This is a genomic window from Haloferax sp. AB510, from assembly GCF_024136985.1.
GTDB lineage: Archaea > Halobacteriota > Halobacteria > Halobacteriales > Haloferacaceae > Haloferax.
In genome coordinates this window covers 30,168-45,996 of sequence record NZ_JAMYJY010000008.1, presented here as the reverse complement: position 1 = coordinate 45,996, position 15,829 = coordinate 30,168, and the positions used below count along the sequence as shown (strand labels likewise).

15 protein-coding genes are annotated in these 15,829 nt (G+C 65.6%); 7 read left to right on the top strand and 8 right to left on the bottom strand.

What is annotated here, in order from left to right:
* Position 1: 1 nt before the first annotated feature.
* The gene (locus NKF06_RS02890; protein WP_253244468.1) at positions 2-928 is read right to left on the bottom strand and encodes a sugar ABC transporter permease; all 927 of its coding nucleotides are present in this window, start codon (positions 926-928) and stop codon (positions 2-4) included.
* Between the two features lie 47 nt (positions 929-975).
* The gene (locus tag NKF06_RS02885) at positions 976-2,298 is read right to left on the bottom strand and encodes an extracellular solute-binding protein (RefSeq protein ID WP_253244467.1); all 1,323 of its coding nucleotides are present in this window, start codon (positions 2,296-2,298) and stop codon (positions 976-978) included.
* A gap of 521 nt (positions 2,299-2,819) precedes the next feature.
* Between NKF06_RS02885 and NKF06_RS02880 the strand changes: the two genes are divergently transcribed.
* On the top strand, positions 2,820-4,913 hold the full coding sequence (locus NKF06_RS02880; protein ID WP_058828184.1) for an acetate--CoA ligase: 2,094 nt from the start codon (positions 2,820-2,822) through the stop codon (positions 4,911-4,913).
* A gap of 26 nt (positions 4,914-4,939) precedes the next feature.
* Positions 4,940-6,046: a phosphotransacetylase family protein gene (locus tag NKF06_RS02875; RefSeq protein WP_253244466.1), complete on the top strand. Its 1,107-nt coding sequence runs from the start codon at positions 4,940-4,942 to the stop codon at positions 6,044-6,046.
* A 51-nt stretch (positions 6,047-6,097) separates the two neighbouring features.
* Here NKF06_RS02875 and NKF06_RS02870 read toward each other — a convergent pair whose 3' ends face one another.
* The 3 genes from NKF06_RS02870 to NKF06_RS02860 are packed head-to-tail and all read right to left on the bottom strand — an operon-like array spanning position 6,098 to position 8,579.
* On the bottom strand, positions 6,098-6,286 hold the full coding sequence (locus NKF06_RS02870) for a hypothetical protein (protein ID WP_058828182.1): 189 nt from the start codon (positions 6,284-6,286) through the stop codon (positions 6,098-6,100).
* 39 nt (positions 6,287-6,325) lie between these two features.
* The gene (locus NKF06_RS02865; RefSeq protein WP_058828181.1) at positions 6,326-7,432 is read right to left on the bottom strand and encodes a Xaa-Pro peptidase family protein; all 1,107 of its coding nucleotides are present in this window, start codon (positions 7,430-7,432) and stop codon (positions 6,326-6,328) included.
* A 40-nt stretch (positions 7,433-7,472) separates the two neighbouring features.
* Positions 7,473-8,579 carry a hemolysin family protein gene (locus tag NKF06_RS02860; RefSeq protein WP_253244465.1) on the bottom strand — a complete coding sequence of 369 codons (1,107 nt, stop codon included), beginning with the start codon at positions 8,577-8,579 and terminating at the stop codon, positions 7,473-7,475.
* Positions 8,580-8,711: 132 nt separating this feature from the next.
* Here NKF06_RS02860 and NKF06_RS02855 point away from each other — a divergent pair, with 132 nt between their 5' ends.
* Both NKF06_RS02855 and NKF06_RS02850 read left to right on the top strand, forming a co-directional pair.
* Positions 8,712-10,043: a S8 family serine peptidase gene (locus tag NKF06_RS02855; protein ID WP_253244464.1), complete on the top strand. Its 1,332-nt coding sequence runs from the start codon at positions 8,712-8,714 to the stop codon at positions 10,041-10,043.
* A 103-nt stretch (positions 10,044-10,146) separates the two neighbouring features.
* Positions 10,147-11,184, top strand: coding sequence for a hypothetical protein (locus NKF06_RS02850; RefSeq protein WP_253244463.1), 1,038 nt, complete (start codon positions 10,147-10,149; stop codon positions 11,182-11,184).
* A 38-nt stretch (positions 11,185-11,222) separates the two neighbouring features.
* On the opposite strand, the gene NKF06_RS02845 is transcribed toward NKF06_RS02850, so the two are convergent.
* A complete protein-coding gene (locus NKF06_RS02845; protein WP_253244462.1) occupies positions 11,223-12,530 on the bottom strand; it encodes an MFS transporter in 1,308 nt (435 codons plus the stop codon).
* 101 nt (positions 12,531-12,631) lie between these two features.
* On the opposite strand from NKF06_RS02845, the gene NKF06_RS02840 reads away from it, so the two are divergent.
* Positions 12,632-12,802: a hypothetical protein gene (locus NKF06_RS02840; protein ID WP_172795814.1), complete on the top strand. Its 171-nt coding sequence runs from the start codon at positions 12,632-12,634 to the stop codon at positions 12,800-12,802.
* A 30-nt stretch (positions 12,803-12,832) separates the two neighbouring features.
* Positions 12,833-13,060, top strand: coding sequence for a hypothetical protein (locus NKF06_RS02835; protein WP_058828176.1), 228 nt, complete (start codon positions 12,833-12,835; stop codon positions 13,058-13,060).
* 1 nt (position 13,061) lies between these two features.
* Here the strand turns inward: NKF06_RS02835 and NKF06_RS02830 are convergent, their stop codons facing one another.
* Both NKF06_RS02830 and NKF06_RS02825 read right to left on the bottom strand, forming a co-directional pair.
* Complete coding sequence (locus tag NKF06_RS02830) at positions 13,062-13,844, bottom strand: CBS domain-containing protein (protein WP_058828175.1); 783 nt, start codon at positions 13,842-13,844, stop codon at positions 13,062-13,064.
* Positions 13,845-13,887: 43 nt separating this feature from the next.
* Positions 13,888-15,345: a DHH family phosphoesterase gene (locus NKF06_RS02825; RefSeq protein WP_253244461.1), complete on the bottom strand. Its 1,458-nt coding sequence runs from the start codon at positions 15,343-15,345 to the stop codon at positions 13,888-13,890.
* 89 nt (positions 15,346-15,434) lie between these two features.
* On the opposite strand from NKF06_RS02825, the gene NKF06_RS02820 reads away from it, so the two are divergent.
* Positions 15,435-15,815, top strand: a complete 381-nt coding sequence (locus tag NKF06_RS02820; protein WP_042666393.1) for a hypothetical protein — start codon at positions 15,435-15,437, stop codon at positions 15,813-15,815.
* The last annotated feature ends 14 nt before the right edge of the window (positions 15,816-15,829 follow it).

Here is a 15,829-nt window from a genome sequence, read left to right as displayed (position 1 = left end):
GTTAGTATGGTGACTCGCCGAAGACTCTGTACAGCACGGCAACGATCACGAACGTGACCGCGAGCAGAACGACGCCGAGTGCGGCACCCTCTCCGGGTCGGTTGAACACCTGCGCCGTGCGGTAGAGCCACGAGGCCCAGACCTCGGTCGACTTACCGGGACCGCCCTGAGTCATGACCCAGACCAGGTCAAGCGCGCGGATGTCGAAGATGATTCGGATGGTCAGTGCGACCAGAATCGAGGGCTTCAAGAACGGATACGTGACGTTCCAGAACCGTGAGATCCGTCCGGCACCGTCGACTTCGGCCGCGTCATATAACTGCTCGGGGACGTTCTGCAGCCCGGCGAGCAGGATGATGATGATAAACGGGGTGAAGACCCAGATATCGGCGATGATGATCGCCATCATCGCGAGCGTCCCGTCCGAGAAGAACGCGATTTTCTCGGCGATGAGGCCGGATTGGGTAAGGAGGCCGTTGATAGCGCCGTACTCCGACTGGAACATCCAGCGCCACATCAGCCCGCTCATCACGTAGGGCAAAACCCACGGAACGATGACCGCAGTCCGGAACCAGCCACGTCCTGTGAGGTCCTTGTTGAGAAGCAAGGCGATACCGAGCCCCAGTGCGAAGGAGATACTCACGCTCAGTCCGACGTAGATGACGGTGTGCCACGTGATCGAGACGAAGTCGGGAGCGAATCCAAAGACCGACCCGGGACCCTCGGCGAAGATGAGCCGCTGAAAGTTTCGGAAGCCGACGAACTCCTTTTGTCCGTTGATCGGGTTCGTCCAGAAGACGCTGCTCCAGAGCAGCTTCAACGTCGGGTAGACGATTATCGCAGCGATCCAGAGCAACGTCGGACCGACAGTCAACGGGACGAACAGCCGGTCAAGTTTGCGTCGTAGTGATTGTTTTTCGGTTGACATTCTGAAATACGATGGGTAGTGATCGGGACGTTCCGGCACCGACGGGCTCAGAGCAGGCCGATGTCTTGGTACAGACGTTCGATGTTACTCTGTGCCGTCTGTAGCGCCTTCTTCGGGTCCTTGTCGCCCAGGAGCGCGGGCGTGATCTGTTCGGAGAGGTAGTCGTCGACCTGCGCCTGTGCGAGGTAGGTCTCACTCTGTGCGTGTTCGAGGTTGAACTTCATGTCTTCGAGCAGCCAAGAGGGGTACTGACTCTGAATCTCGGAGGAGTCGTAGACCGACGGGATAACCGCGGGGTTACCCTCGACTTTCATATTCGTCTTCGCGGACTCTGGCGTCGTCATGAAGCGAGCGAACTCCTTGGCTGCCTCTTTGCGCTCCGAGAAGGCGGAGACGCTGATGCCATTGGTGTCTTGGAACGTCGCGCGGGAACTCGGCCCCTTCGGGGGTTTCGCGCTGCTGAGGCGGTCTGCACTCCACGCGTCGGCGTCGAGTACGCGAGAACCGAGGGGCGTCCAGGACTCGACGGACGCAGTCTGTCCGGCGATAAACGTGTCACCGACGCCGCCCTCGCCCATGCTGGAAATGCCGTTGGGGATCAGGTCGTTCTCGCGGAGTCGGGTGAAAAAGTCCATCACCTCCATCCCCGCATCGACGAACGTGGGTTCGTTACTGTCGTTGAACAGTTTCCCGCCCGCCTGGTAGACGAACTGCTTGAAGGTGAAAACGTCCTTGTTCGCCCACGTGAACGCGAAGGGTGCGGTATCGTCCGTCTTGAGCTGCTTCCCCTTCGAGACGACTTCGTCCCAGGAGTTCGGCGGTTCGCTGACGCCCTGGGCCTCGTAGTGTTCCGCGTCATAGAGGAACGTCCCCCACTTGCCGAACTCCGGTGCCATGTACGCACCGTCCTCGAACGTGACGAGTTCCTGGAGATTCGACGGGAAATTCGACATGTGGCTGTCCCCGAGGTCGAGCGGTTCGATCCAGTCGGACGCGACGAAGTCGGCTAGCCACCACGTCGGTCCGTTGAACACGTCGACCGTCGAGTCCTTGTTCCGCCAGATCGTGGTGAGACTCGTCTTGAGATTGTTCCAGGGCGTTTCGTTCACTTCGACCGTGATACCCGTCTCCTCCTCGAAGCGCTTGATATTCTCGGCGGTTCCCGGATCGTACTTGAGGCTCCCCGCGTTGTAGAAGACGATTTTGTCGGCCATCGAGCCCGAACTGCTCCCAGTGGTCGTACCCGAACTCTCGGTCGTACCCCCACTGTCCGAACTCGAAGTACCACTACACCCTGCGAGCGCCGCGACACCGGCCGCGCCTGCCGCCGTGATGAACTGTCGCCGAGTTCCCGTGCCTTTGTCTTGCATACAATTGCTCACGAGAAATGCAATCATAATAAATATTGGGGACTGTTGAACTATCTCGTTCATCAGAAAATCACGAAAGCTGGACGTTAGATTCAGATTATTTGCTATCAATCGGTGATAGAAGCCCTAAAATAGGATTTCACAGATGTTCAATTACCATCAGTAATTTATTGAACGAAAGAGGTATTGAACGAATTCGTTCAATCAGTGCCGATAGTTCGTTATATATTCACGCCGTTGCTTCCGGGTCTCGGGCAACGTCGAGGTTCATCGCTACCGTCTGGGTCCTCACGCGGCGTACCATCGACACGCAAAGGAGATTCGAACGGCCCGATTCGCGTGAACTCATCCGCCACGTGACCACGACGTCAATCCCTCCTACTGACGAGCGTAACCGGCCCAATTCTGTGGTATAAATCACGAATCATCCCGATTAATTGCGCTACTGTAGCGTGCCACCAAAGGCCGTGAGAGCGCCCACACCACCGAATTTATCAGTCAATGACGGGAAGCAACAGGTAATGGGAGAGCTATCCGAATTGTTCGCGCCGAACCGAATCGCGGTGGTCGGTGCGACCGAGCGCGAAGGAGCAATCGGGCGGGCAATCATGGACAACCTCATCGACGAGTTCGACGGTGAGGTCGTTCCGGTCAACCCCAAGTACGACGAACTGTTCGGCCTGCAGTGCTACGGTGATGTCGGCGAGACGGACGCCGACCTCGCGGTCATCGTCGTTCCTCCGAAGGTCGTCCTGCCGGCCATGAAATCCGCCGGGGAAGCGGGTATCCAGAACGTGGTTGTCATTACCGCCGGCTTCGGCGAGACGGGCAGCGAAGGTGCCGCCCGCGAGCAGGAACTCCGCGACATCGCCGAGGAGTACGACCTCAACGTCGTCGGCCCGAACAGTCTGGGCATCATGAACACGGACGTCGGCATGAACGCGACGTTCGGCCCCGACATGGCCCTCGACGGCAACATGTCCTTCATGAGCCAGTCGGGCGCGTTCATCACGGCCGTCATCGACTGGGCAAACGACGAGGACATCGGCTTCAAGGACATCGTCTCTTTAGGTAACAAGGCCGTCCTCGACGAGGCCGACTTCATCGAGGCGTGGAACGACGACCCCGACACCGAGGTCATCATCGGCTACCTCGAAGGCATCTCGGCGGGCCGCGAGTTCATCGACTCCGCCCGCGACGTGACGAAGGACACGCCCATCGTCCTCGTCAAGTCCGGCAAGACCGACGCCGGCGCGCAGGCCGCCTCCTCGCACACCGGCACCATCGCCGGCTCCGACGCCGCCTACGAGGCCGGCCTCGAACAGGCGGGCGTCATCCGCGCGGACTCCGTCCAGCACCTGTTCGACACCGCCCGCGTGCTGGGCGACCAGCCGCTCCCCGAGAACAAGGACGTGGCCGTCATCACGAACGCCGGCGGCCCCGGCGTCATGACGACCGACGCCATCGGCGAGTCGGAACTGCAGATGGCCGACTTCACCGACGAGACGCTCGAAGCCTTCTCCGAGTCGCTCCCCGCCGAGGGGAACATCTACAACCCGGTCGACATCGTCGGCGACGCCGACAACGACCGGTTCAAGGAGGCCCTCGACGTGGCGCTCGCCGACGACAACGTCGGCATGGCGCTCGTCCTGACCTGCCCGACGGCCGTCCTCGACTACAACCAGCTCGCCGCCGACACCGTCGAACTCCAACAGAAGTACGACAAGCCCGTCGCCGCCTGTTTCATGGGCGGCGAGCGCGTTGACGCCGCCTCCGACGTGATGAAGGACGCCGGCATCCCGAATTACTTCGACCCCTCGCGCGCCGTCGACGGCCTCGAAGCCCTCTCGAAGTACGCCGACATCCGCCAGCGCGAGTACGACGCGCCCACCGAGTTCGACGTGGACCGCGAGCGCGCCCGCGAAATCCTCGAAACCGTCAAGGAGCGCGACGAGACCCGCCTCGGCGTCGAGGCGATGGAACTGCTCGACGCCTACGGCATCGAGACGCCGACCGGCGACATCGTCGACGACCCCGCGGACGCCCTCGAAGTCGCGGAGCGCATCGACGGCGACGTCGTGATGAAAATCGTCAGCCCGGACATCCTCCACAAGTCCGACATCGGCGGCGTCAAGGTCGGCGTCGAAAACGAGGACGTCTACGACGCCTACGAGGACCTCATCACCCGCGCGAAGAACTACCAGCCCGACGCCAACATCCTCGGCGTACAGGTCCAAGAGATGGTGAACCTCGACGACGGCGTCGAGACCATCGTCGGCATGAACCGTGACCCGCAGTTCGGCCCGCTCATGATGTTCGGTCTCGGCGGCATCTTCGTCGAAATCCTCGAGGACACGACGTTCCGCGTCGCGCCCGTCTCCGAGGTAGAAGCCGAAGACATGACGAAGGAAATCGACGCCGCGCCGATGCTCCGCGGTGCCCGCGGTAACGACCCGGTGGACATCGGCGGCATCACGGAGACCATCCAGCGGCTCTCCCAACTGGTCACTGACTTCCCCGCCATCCTCGAACTCGACATCAACCCGCTCGTCGCGCTGCCCGACGGCGTGAAGGCCGTCGACGTTCGACTCACCGTCGACCCGGACGAACTTTAAACACTTCACCACCCTACCATTCAACAATGAACACGGTACTCGTCACCTCGACCGGAGAAAGCACCGGGAAGACCGCAATCACGCTCGCACTCGGCGTCCTCGCCAAGGAGCGCGGACTGGACGTGGGCTACATGAAGCCCAAGGGCACCCGCCTGCAGTCCAGCACCGGCAAGACCCTCGACGAGGACCCGATGCTCGCCCGCGAACTGCTCGACATCGACGCCGAGATGCACCAGCTCGAACCCGTCGTCTACTCCCCGACGTTCATCCAAGGTGCCGTTCGCGGCAAGGAGAACGCCGAGGAGCTTTCGGAGGTCATCTCCCACCACTTCGAGGACATCTCGGCCGGCAAGGACCTGATGCTCATCGAGGGCGGCGGCTCCTACCGCACCGGCGGCATCGTGGACCTCACCGACGGCGACGTGGCGAACCTCCTCGACGCCGAGGTCATCCTCGTCGCCGACTACCAGCACCCGAGCGACCTCGACGACGTGGTCGCGGCGGTCGAAGACATCGGCCCCGACCGCCTCGCGGGCGTCGTGTTCAACCGCGTGAGCGACGCCTCCTACGACGAACTCGAAACCGAGGTCGCGCCGTTCCTCGAAGCCCGCGGCGTCCCCGTCCTCGGCGTCGTCCCGACCGAAAAGGACCTCGCGGGCGTCACCGTCGAAGAACTCGCGAACGAACTCGGCGCCGACTTCGCCACCGACGCGCCGACCGACGCCTTCGTCGAGCGCTTCCTCGTCGGCGCGATGGGCGGCGACGCGGCGCTCCGCTACTTCCGCCGCACGAAGAACGCCGCAGTCATTACCGGCGGCGACCGCGCGAACATCCAGCGCGCCGCGCTCGAAGCCCCCGGCGTCAAATGTATCATCCTCACCGGCGGCCACCGACCCGTCGGGGCCGTCATCGGCAAGGCCGAAGAGAAGGGCGTCCCGGTGCTCCTCGTCAACGGCGACACCCTCTCTGTGACCGACCGCGCCGAGGACATCGTCAGCACGGGCCGCACCCGCGACGAGCGCACGGTCAACCGGATGCGCGACCTACTGTACGAACACGCCGACATCGACGCCATCATCGGAAACATCGAGCCGTCCGGTGACGGCGCGGCCGACGGTGACGACGACGAGTAACGACCGACGCGACGGCACCATCGACTGCGTTGCTTTTTTCAGACTTCTGACTCAGACCCCGCTCTCGCCGCCTTCGACCCCGTCGAGGTAGTCGTTGACGAGCGACGGCGCGACGACGCCGACGGCGAGCAGCGCGAGAAACGAGAGGGCGAACTGGTCGGTGGCCGATTCCACGAGATACGCGACGGGGAGGGCGGCGAGAACGAACACGGTGACAACGAGCGTCTGTCGGGAGACCATACGCCCGCTACGGTAGTCAGCGAGTTAACAGCTTTGCGCCTAACAGCGCCAGCCGCGGTCGGTGTCGTTCAGGAGTTCCGCGCCGTCATCGGTGACGACGACGAGGTCCTCGATTCGGACGCCGAACTCGTCGGGGAGGTAGATTCCCGGCTCGACGCTGAAGACGTTCCCGACCTCGAGTTCGCGGTCGCTCCCGGCGACGATGTAGGGTTCCTCGTGCACGTCGAGGCCGACGCCGTGGCCGGTCCGATGGATGAAGCGGTCGCCGTAGCCCGCCTCCTCGATGACCTCGCGGGCCGCGCGGTCGACGTCGCCGGCAGTGACGCCCGGTTCGACGGTCTCGACGGCGGCGGTCCGGGCGGCCTGCACGACGCCGTGGACCTCGGCGAACGCCGCGGGCGGCTCGCCGGCGAAGACGACGGTCCGCGTCTGGTCGCTCGGGTAGTGGTCGACGACGGTGCCGAAGTCGAGGACGACCGGGTCGCCCGACTCGATGACGCGGTCGCCGTGGCTGTGGTGTGGCATCGCCCCGTTCGGGCCGGAGCCGACGAGCGGCCCGAAGGGAATCCCCTCGCCACCCTCGTCAGAGAGGAGTCGCTCGATTTCCGCGGCGAGTTCGTTCTCGGTCATGCCGACAGCGTCCTCTCCCATGTCGCGGACGCGCTCGACCGCGCGGTCGACGGCCGCACCAGCGCGGCGGAGTGCGTCGAGTTCGGCGTCGTCCTTCCGCGCGCGGAGTGGAGCGACGACCTCGCTCGCGAGACCGAAGTCAGCGTCGGGGAGCGTCACCCGGAGGTCCTGCGAGAAACGGGCCCACATCGTGTCGTCGACGAGGACGCGCCCGCCGGCGAGGCCGAGGTCCGAGACCACGTCGGCGAGGGCGTCACGCGGGTCGTCGTCGTCGCTCCACGTGCGCACGTCCGCGACCCACGACTCGGCGCGGACCTGCGTCTCGTAGAGGTCGGGGACGAGAAACACCGGTTCGCCCTCGCGGGAGACGAAAAGCAGTAGGTGGCGCTCCGCGGGTTCCTCGTCGAAGCCCGAGAGGTACAGCAGGTTTCGGCTGGGGAACAGTACAGCGGCGTCGGCGTCCGCGTCGGCCAGTCGCTCCTGACAGGCGCGGGTCCGTCGTTCGAAGGGCGTCATGCGAGTGGGTACGGGCGGCGGATGAAAAGCGTGGGCGGTCCTACGCCCCGAGGTCGAGCGGGTCGTAAAGCTGGCCAGTGATGGACTCGAAGGCGTCGGAGGCGGTCACGAGACCGACTACGGAGCCGCCTTCGGGGTCGCGGACCATGGCGAGTTCCTGATTCTCCGCCTGGAAGCGGTCGATGAGGTCGCTGACCGAGAGGTCCGAGGGAACCGAAAGCGGGGGCGCGGCGATGTCGTCGAGCCGGCGGTCGCCCGACTGGAGGCGGTCGATGTTCGAGAGGACCGTCGGCGCGTAGACGACACCCCGAACGTCGTCCAGCGAGTCGCCGACGAGCGGGAACCGCGAGTGCTGGGGGTTCGCCCGGATTCGTTCGAGGCTCTCGTCGGTGCTCGCGTCGACCGAGAGCGCGACGACGCGGTCCGCGGGGACCATCACGTCGCGGACGGGTAACTCGCCGATTCGAAGCGCGTTCAGGACCTCCTCGCGGCGGTCCTCGGGAAGCGAACCCTGCGCGAGGATGTCGCCCATCTGGCTACGAACCTCCCCCCGGGTGAGCCGAGCGCCTTCGCCCGTGGAGCCGTCGCCACCCTCCTCCTCGTCGATTTCGGCTTCCTGCCACGACCGGGTTATCTCGACGCCGACGAGCGACAGCAGGCGCTTTGCCAGCCAGTCGGCGACGACGATGACCGGGTACATCAGCTTCGTCCAGCCGTACAGCACGGGCGCGGTGTACTTCGCCACCGTGCGAGAGCGCTCGACGCCGAGGTACGTCGGCACCTGCTCGCCGAGGACGACGTGCGAGAGGTTGATGACGACGAGCGCCAGACCCACCGATAGCGACGTGTGGGAACCCGCCGCCCCGCCACCGCCGAGGACCGCGTTGAAGGTGGCCGCGACGGCCGGTTCGGCGACGACGCCGAGGCCGACGCTGGCGATGGTAATCCCAACCTGACAGCCCGAGAGGTACACCTCCAGCCGCTCCGTCATCTCCCACGCCCGTTCGAGACCGCGAGAGCCCTCGAAGGCGGACTCGTCGAACTGCGGGACGCGCGTCATCGCGAACTCCGAGACGACGAAGAAAGCGTTCGCAAGCAACAATACGAGGCCGCCGCCGAGCCGGAGCGCGGTTTCGACACCTACCATGTGAGCCGAGCGTTCGAACCCGACTCCCCTGAGCGTGTCGGCTCCGGTACGACGTTGTGGTTTTTCGAGGAATTATTTTAAACTCAAAAATGTGCCGTAACAACTATGTTTTCGACGGCCGCGGTGTTTGGTATGCGTCAGCAACACAGGCGAACGTTCCTGAAGCTGAGTGGTTCCCTCCTCGGTGGGGTCGCCGCCGGGTCGACCGTCGTCGCAGCCGAGCGGACCGACCGGTTCATCGTCGACCTCGGGAGCGGCGACGTGTCGGCGGCGACGAGCGCCGACCTAGAGGTCGTCTACGACCTCTCGCCGGCCGGCGTGGTGGTCGTCGAGGGAAGCGAGTCGGCCGTTTCCGCGCTGAACGCGGCCTACGCGCCCGACGTGGAGATAGAACTCGACGGGCCGGCGGTCGAGGACGCGGCACCGGCCGGTGCGGTCGACGAACCCGGCTACGACGCGCAGTGGGACAAACAGAGCCAGCGGATTCCCGCGGTCCACAACGTGACCCGGGGCGAGGGCGCGCGCGTCGCCGTCATCGACACCGGCGTCGCCGCCGACCACCCGGACCTCGAACACGCGGTCAACGCGTCGCTCTCGCGGAACTTCACCGGCGACGGCTTCGGCGTGGGCGTCCCCGCCGGCGGCGACCACGGCACCCACGTCGCGGGCATCGTCGCCGCGAACGACGACAACGAGACGGGCGTCGTCGGCTCCGCGCCGGGGGCCGAAATCGTGGACTGCCGCGTGTTCTCGCCGAACTCGCTCGCCTCGTTCGCCGATATCCTCGCGGCCGTCGTCTACAGCGCCGAAATCGGCTGCGACGCCGCGAACCTCAGCCTCGGTGCCTACCCGGTCCCGCGACAGGGCGAAGGGAAGTTCTACGGCAAGGTGTTGAACAAGACGATGACCTACGCCAACCGCTCGGGGACCGTCCTCGCTATCGCTGCCGGCAACGACAGCGCGGACCTCCAGCACGACGGCGGCCTCATCAGCCTCCCCAACGAGGGGGCACAGGCGCTCAGCGTCAGCGCGACCGGACCTAAGGGCACCGCCTTCGACGCGGGCGACGAGGAAGAGGGACCGGAGACACCGGCGTTCTACACGAACTACGGGACCAACGCAGTCGGCGTGGCCGCACCGGGCGGCGACGCCCTCCTGTCCGCACAGGAGACGCATCCCGACACGTGGTTCTACGACCTCGTCTACAACACCGTCTCGACGCCCGCCTACGACGACGACGGGAACTACGTCGGCTCGGCGAACGGCTACGGCTGGAAGGCCGGCACCTCGATGGCCGCGCCGCAGGTCGCCGCCGCCGTCGCGCTCGTCCGATCGGTCGACCCGGACCTGAACGCGAATCAGGTCGCGTCGAAACTCGGCCGAACCGCGACCGTCCCCGAGGGGTCCGACAAGGAGTACTACGGAGCCGGCTACCTCGACCCGCTGGCCGCCGTCACCGAGTAACGACCCCATCGAGACACCTCTCAGGCCCCCGAGAGAGTCACCGAGCGACGTGATACCTTAGCTCTCGAACACCTTTATCTCGCGAGGCGTCGCATTGTCACTCATGAGTTGGAAAGCAATCGACGCCCTCGACGACGCCCGTGACGCCACGGCGTCGCTCCTCCTCCCGTTCGATGCGGGTCGATGGGCGCGCCTCGCACTCATCGCCCTCTTCGTCGGCGGCCTCGGCGGGAGCGGCGGTGCCGGAAGCAACACCGGAACGACCACTCCCACCGGAGGCGGGTCGACCGACATCCCAATCGACTCGCTGCCCGGCTTCGTGACGCCCGAAAACGTCTTCGCTGCCATCGTCGCGCTCGCGGCGATCGCTATCGTCCTCGGCCTCCTCTGGTCGTTCGTCGGCTCCGTGATGCAGTTCGTCCTCGTTGACGCCGTCGTCACGAAAGACGTTCGCATCCGCAAACCGTTCCGCGAGCGCTTCTGGCTCGGCGTCAGACTGTTCGCGTTCCAAATTGGCCTGCTCATCGCCATCATCACGGTCATCGGACTCCCGGTCGCGGCCGTATACTTCGGCTCCGTCGCGGTCACGCCCGCGATTGCCCTCCTCGCCATCCCGCTCGTCCTGCTCGGGCTCCTGTTGGTGTTCGTGGTCGCGGTCGTCATGCAGTTGACGACCGACTTCGTCGTCCCGACGATGATAGCCGAAGACCGCGCCCTCCTCTCGTCGTGGGGCCGGGTCGTGCCGGTGTTCCGCGCCGAATTCTCCGAGTTCGGGCTGTACGTCATCGTCCGGTTCATCCTCGGTATCCTCGCGAGCATCGGTATCGGTATCGCGGCCCTCCTCGCCCTGCTCGTCGTCGCCATCCCCTTCGCCATCGTCGGCGGCGCGGCGTTCCTCGCGCTCAACGCCGCGAACATCGCGTTAACCTCGACGGTCGGGCTGGTCGTCTTCGGCGCGCTCGGACTCCTGTTCGTCCTCGCGGCCATCGCGGTCGGCGCGGTCGTCCAGATGCCCGTCGTGACGTACTTCCGGTACTACTCGCTGTTCTTACTCGGAAGCACCGACGACTCGCTCGATCTCGTCTCGCAGTTCCGGTCCGACGACGACTCGTCGGCCCCGGAAGGCCCGACCCCCGCGTAAGGTTCACCGACTCGTTTTCGCCGTCCTGCGTCCTTTTTTCACGCCGTCGCCGACGTAACCGCCTCGCGGTCCAGTCGCCCGAGGAGCACGAGAATCGGAATCATCAGTACGCCGCCGACGACGAAGGGGGCCCAGAACGCGATGCCGGTGTAGAGCCCACCGGCCAGCGCCGGTCCGAACGTCCGGGCGAGGCTCCCGGCGCTCTGAGTGAGGCCGAACGCGCCGCCCTGCTCGTCGTCCGTTGCCGAGCGAGAGACGAGCGTGTTCAAGGAGACGTTCGTGAGAGCGTTGCCGAACGACAGCGGTGTCATCACGGCGAGGAGCGCGAGCACGCCCGCCGGGAGGACGGGACCGAACGGGAGGACCGCTCCGAGGTCGGGGACGAACGCGCCCAGTTGGGGAGAGAAGGGGACTGCCGCGAGCGTGAGCACCTGAATCGCCGCGCCCCCCACCGCGAGTCGGTACTCGCCGAAGCGGTCGGTGAGCGGGCCGACGAGGCCGCCCTGCACGACCGCGAGGACGACGCCGACGTAGGTGAGGATGATCGCGTTCTCGGTCGCGCCGTAGCCGTACTGGTCGTTGGTGAGGAAGATGAACTGGCTTTCGAGCGCCGAGAAGGCGAAGGAGACGAGGAAAAAGGAGGCGACGAGCGTGCCCAGCCCGGGCGACCGGAGTGCCGAAAGGAGCTGTTGGACGCGGGACTCGCGGTCCTCGGCTGGCGTCCCGCGCGCTTCGGGCGGCCGCGACTCGGGCAGGACGAAGAACGCGACGACGAGGTTCGTCCCGGTGATGGCCGCGGCGGCGAAGCTCGGAAGCGAGAACTCGGAGACGGGGACGAACGCAGGCAGAAGGTCCCGGGCGGCCGCGACGACCGGTTCGCTGGCGAAGAAGCCACCGAGCGCCGGGCCGAACACGAAGCCGAGGCCGAACGCGGCCCCGAGGAGACCGAGCCCCTTCGCCCGGTCGTCCGCCGCGGTGATGTCGGCGATGTACGCCTGTGCGGTGGCGATGTTGCCGCCCATCGCGCCCGCGAGCATCCGCGCGGTGAACAACACCGCAAGCGACCCCGCGACGCCGAACAGGAGCCACGCGATGACGCTCCCCGTGAGCGACAGGAGAAGCACGGGTCGCCGACCGCGGGAGTCCGACAGGCGGCCTAAAAACGGTGCGGCGAGGAACTGCATCGCAGAGTAGGAGGCGATGAGGAGGCTCCCGACGAACTCCGTCGCACCGAACGAGAGCGCGTACAGGGGAATCACCGGGATGAGGATACCGAAGCCGAGGAGGTCGACGAAGACGATGAAAAAGACCACCCCGAGCGCCCGACGCGGGTTCTCGACTGTCATCGTCTCCCCGTTGGCGGGGAGTCGAATAACCGCACCGATACCCTCCGCCTCGGGGGGGTAAGCGGTGATTAATTAATACGTTGACAATCCTGAGTGTCAGTATGTCCTTCGAATGGGTCTCGTACTTCACGTGCGAGGAGTGTGGGTTGGAACGCCCATCCCCGGAGGTTCCCTACGACCGCCTCGGGTACGCCGTCTGTCCGAGTTGCGGCGCTGAGACGCGCCCGGCCGTCTCGGCGACGGCAGACGCCTCGACGCTGGCGGATGGGTAGACACTTCGGGCTTGACGGTCACCTCCGGGTATGAGCTGGACGGAGGTCCGCCGAGACGACCGTATCGTAGAGTGGGAGCGAAGCGACGGCCACGCGACCATTCGGCTCCGTCACGGGCCGAACGCGTGGCACGTCAGGGTGGACCGACTCTATCAGTCCGCCGAGGGGCGCGGCTACGAGGGCGAGCGGTTCGAGTCGGAATCCGAGGCTCGCGAGACCGTCGAGGCGTGGAAAGACGAGTACGACGTGGAGAGCTGAGCTACTGGAGTCGGCGCGTCGTCTCGACCAGCGGGTGTCGCGCGTAGTCGACGATGTCGATGTCCGAGATAGATTTGAGGCCCTCTTTTTCGGCGGTCCGCTGCATTCCGAGTTCGACGGGGTCGTCGATGACGATGATGTAGGCGTCCATCTCCTCGATGCCGATTCGGTCGGCCGCGAGGACGCGGTGGTGGCCGTCGGCGAGGAGCAGCGTCCCGTTGTTGTCGATGACGACGAGCGGCTCCGCGAGGCCGCGTTCGAGTTCGTAGCGGCGACCGTCGAGTTCGTCGGCGTAGACGCGGGCCTGCGTGGGAATGAGGTTCGAAAGCGAGACCGTGCGGCGCTCCTGGTGGACCGTGATGCCGTGAATCTGCTCGAGCGTCCGCATGAGTTTGCCCACTTTCTCCGGCGTCGCGCGCTCGATTTGGCTCCGGATGACGTCGGTGTTCGAGATGATGCCGACGAGGTTGCCCGCGTCGTCGACGACCGGGAGCTTCTGGATGCCCGACCGGAGGATGACGCGGGCGGCGTCGTTCACGTCCATCTCGGGGTGAGCGACGACGAGGTCCGTCGCCATCACCGTCTCGATGGGGGCCTCGTCGTCGGCGAGGAGGATATCCCGCGCCGTGACGAATCCCTCGGCCTTGCGACCGTCACAGACGGGAAACCCGTTGTGCCCGTCGCTCTCCGCGATGCGTTGGGCGACGTCCGCGACCGTGTCGGTCGGAGAGACGGTCTGGACCTCGCGCGTCATGTACTCCTTGACGGTCGCTTTGGTACTCATCTCCCACCCCATAGGGCCACCGTCGGCAAAAACGTGTGGGCGTTCACTCATCGAGCGGGTACTCGAAGGCCACGTCGGTGTCCAGACTCGGCGTCGGCGTCGCGTGCTCCAGCGTCTCGAACATCCGCCCGGCGACGATGTCCGTGACGATGGTCGCGAGCGACTCCCGGGAGTCGTCGCCCACGTCGTCGAGGATGCCCAGTGGAATCTGTGCGCCCGCCATGTCCGCGTGGCCGCCGGCGCTCCCGATAGAGCCGAGGGCGTCGCGGAACGTCTCTCCGAGGTCGACTTTCGCCCCGCGGGCGCGACCGGAGACGTAGACGGTGCCGTCCATCAGTCCGTAGACGACCGTCACCTCGACGCCCTCCATCCCGAGGAGGTGGTCGGCGGCCTGCGCGAGCGCGTCCCGCTCGCGGATATCGCCGACGTTCGTCGTGAGGACGTTCCCCCGAACGTCGCGGTTCGAGATGGCGCGGGCGAGCGTCTCCATCGTCTCGGAGGTCAGACTCGGTGTCTCGACCCGTTCGAGCAGATCCATGTCGACGTGGGGGATGAGGAAGGCGGCGGCCTCGAAGTCGGCGGTCGAGACCTCCCGCGTGAAGTCGTTAGTGTCGACCTGAATCCCGAACAGGAGGGCCGTCGCCACCGTCGTGTCGGGGACGATGCCGAGCCGTTCGAGGTACTCCGCGAGCAGCGTGCTCGTCGCGCCGACGCCGCGTCTGAGGTCAACGTACGCCGCTTCGACCGGCGCGCGCGGCGGGTGGTGGTCGATGACGATGTCGATGGTCGTCTCCGGCGGCAGGCGGTCGTTGACGCCCGGTCGGGAGTGGTCGACGAGCGCGAAGCCGGCGTACTCGTCGTCCGCCGGAACCTCGTCGAGAACCCGAAGGTCCAAATCGAGGAGGTTCACGAGCGCGCGGTTCTCCTGATGAGAGATGTCGCCAAAGTAACACACGTCTGCGTCGACGCTCGCCCGCTCGGCGATGGCTTGCAGCGCCAGCGCCGCGGCGATGGCGTCGGGGTCCGGGTTGTCGTGCATCACGACCGCGAGCCTACCGTCGAGGTTTCGGAGGACGCGCATCAGGCGGTTCAACCGCTCCGTGTGCGACGTGCCGACGGCGTCGAGGATTCGCCCGGAGACGATTCGACGCGGGTCGATGACCTCGTCGGCCAGCGCGTCGATGTCGGCGCGGACCGACGGGTCGGCGTCGTCGCCGAGGTAGACGACGAGCGGTGCGTCGGGGAATCGGTCGCGGGCCGCGCGCGCCGCGTCGAGATTCGACGCCGAGGACTGCCCCCCGACGACGATGAGGTCGGCCGCGTCGGGGTAGTTCGACGGGTCGGCGGGGTCGCCCTCCCTCGCGGCGATGCCGTCCGAACGGAGGTCATCGGCGTGGCCTTTCCGGTCCGTGACGACCGTTACCGTCCCCCCGCGGTCGGCGAGTTGCTCGACGAGGTTCCCGCCGAGCGACCCGCAGCCGAGAACCAGGCGACGTACCATACACGGAGGGTCGGACTCCGGCCGCAAAACCCTACCGTCCTCCCATCCGGCGATGATATTATGTCATGCCAACGCATGACACATATACGATGGAACTCGAGACGCAACTACTCCCCGAGTCGCGCGCCGAGTCGTTCGTCCGAACCTGTCGAACCGTCGTCGGCGACGACCTCAGGAGCGTGACGTACTTCACGCACGACCGGTGCGACCAGATATACCTTCGAAGCGACCTCGAAGCCGACGCCGACCTCACCGGGTTCGTCGAACACGAGACCGACGGGTTTCAGGCGCGGACCGCCTACCGTGGCTCCGAACTCGGGAACTACCGGTACACTGTCCGCGCGTTCGACCACGGCTACCTGACGCGGGTGACCGACGACGACAAGGGCGTGTTCGTCACCACCGACGGCCTGACGCTCAGGCGCTCCGAGGAGTTGGCGTCGGCGCTCGGTGAGTTACTGCGAGAATAAAAGAAACCGAATCG

Bases quoted from the DNA above. Each gene is read 5' to 3' on its own strand.
- NKF06_RS02890 (WP_253244468.1), bottom strand. From the start codon at position 928: ATGTCAACCGAAAAACAATCACTACGACGCAAACTTGACCGGCTGTTC.
- NKF06_RS02885 (WP_253244467.1), bottom strand. From the start codon at position 2,298: ATGCAAGACAAAGGCACGGGAACTCGGCGACAGTTCATCACGGCGGCA.
- NKF06_RS02880 (WP_058828184.1), top strand. From the start codon at position 2,820: ATGGGAGAGCTATCCGAATTGTTCGCGCCGAACCGAATCGCGGTGGTC.
- NKF06_RS02875 (WP_253244466.1), top strand. From the start codon at position 4,940: ATGAACACGGTACTCGTCACCTCGACCGGAGAAAGCACCGGGAAGACC.
- NKF06_RS02870 (WP_058828182.1), bottom strand. From the start codon at position 6,286: ATGGTCTCCCGACAGACGCTCGTTGTCACCGTGTTCGTTCTCGCCGCC.
- NKF06_RS02865 (WP_058828181.1), bottom strand. From the start codon at position 7,432: ATGACGCCCTTCGAACGACGGACCCGCGCCTGTCAGGAGCGACTGGCC.
- NKF06_RS02860 (WP_253244465.1), bottom strand. From the start codon at position 8,579: ATGGTAGGTGTCGAAACCGCGCTCCGGCTCGGCGGCGGCCTCGTATTG.
- NKF06_RS02855 (WP_253244464.1), top strand. From the start codon at position 8,712: ATGCGTCAGCAACACAGGCGAACGTTCCTGAAGCTGAGTGGTTCCCTC.
- NKF06_RS02850 (WP_253244463.1), top strand. From the start codon at position 10,147: ATGAGTTGGAAAGCAATCGACGCCCTCGACGACGCCCGTGACGCCACG.
- NKF06_RS02845 (WP_253244462.1), bottom strand. From the start codon at position 12,530: ATGACAGTCGAGAACCCGCGTCGGGCGCTCGGGGTGGTCTTTTTCATC.
- NKF06_RS02840 (WP_172795814.1), top strand. From the start codon at position 12,632: ATGTCCTTCGAATGGGTCTCGTACTTCACGTGCGAGGAGTGTGGGTTG.
- NKF06_RS02835 (WP_058828176.1), top strand. From the start codon at position 12,833: ATGAGCTGGACGGAGGTCCGCCGAGACGACCGTATCGTAGAGTGGGAG.
- NKF06_RS02830 (WP_058828175.1), bottom strand. From the start codon at position 13,844: ATGAGTACCAAAGCGACCGTCAAGGAGTACATGACGCGCGAGGTCCAG.
- NKF06_RS02825 (WP_253244461.1), bottom strand. From the start codon at position 15,345: ATGGTACGTCGCCTGGTTCTCGGCTGCGGGTCGCTCGGCGGGAACCTC.
- NKF06_RS02820 (WP_042666393.1), top strand. From the start codon at position 15,435: ATGGAACTCGAGACGCAACTACTCCCCGAGTCGCGCGCCGAGTCGTTC.